Here is an 827-nt window from a genome sequence, read left to right on the forward strand (position 1 = left end):
TTTAGAGAAGTGATGAATGTTTGGGGGCGGAAAATCCGTAAAGGTGTTAAAAGCGAGGGGTAAGCATGTATGCAAGAGGAAATCTATAGCGATTTTCCTGCCTTATTGCGTGAAATAGCTGATGTTGCGGGCAGTGAAGCAGCATGGAATATGATGCGGGCTTTTGGTGGACGAGAAGTTTATATACCCGGGCGTCTTGAGAGTGCGGATTGGTTGATTGAAATTGTTGGGTTTGAAGAGGCGCAGCAATTGATCAACCATTTTTGTTTTAATGGTTCGGGTGTGCGCCTTCTTATCCCCCTTGGCAGAGATGCTGAACGGCGGCAAAAAATGGTGCAAGCGTTGCAAAAAGGCTGGTCGGTTGATACTGCAGCTGCTGTTTCTGGTATGCATGTGCGCACAGCCTATCGCTTGAAAAAGAAAATTTCTTCACAAGAACCACAAGGTTTATTATTTCCAGAGTTTTATGAGTATTGAGAGTTTTGACTGACAGTGTCAGGCTTATATTGGGGGTTTGAAATCCGATAAACTGCGAATGAATTTTTATTCATTGAGTGGTTTGTTATGATTTCAATAGATGCCTCTTTTCTTCATCGCCTTGCGCCTAAATTGGCGCATCATGCGCGCCAAGATTTTATTATTGTTGAAATGGCACGCGTGTTGCCTAAAGCTTTATCTTATGGGGCACTCACAACACCGTTGCGTATTGCACATTTTTTAAGCCAATGTGCCCATGAGAGTGATGGCTTTTTTACCCTGCGTGAATATGCCTCTGGGCGCGCTTATGAGGGGCGGCGTGATTTAGGCAATGTCAACCCTGGGGATGG

Annotated in this window: 1 protein-coding gene and 1 pseudogene; both read left to right on the top strand. The window is 44.7% G+C overall.

Going from position 1 to position 827, the window contains the following annotated elements; translation table 11 throughout:
- Positions 1-69 precede the first annotated feature (69 nt).
- Entirely contained in the window at positions 70-477 is a 408-nt protein-coding gene (locus ACFINZ_RS10350; RefSeq protein WP_375701468.1) for a helix-turn-helix domain-containing protein, read from the top strand.
- Between the two features lie 87 nt (positions 478-564).
- Positions 565-827, top strand: a pseudogene (locus tag ACFINZ_RS10355) (peptidoglycan-binding protein); the annotation flags it as partial.

The sequence above is a fragment of the Bartonella sp. AA81SXKL genome (assembly GCF_042196945.1).
GTDB lineage: Bacteria > Pseudomonadota > Alphaproteobacteria > Rhizobiales > Rhizobiaceae > Bartonella.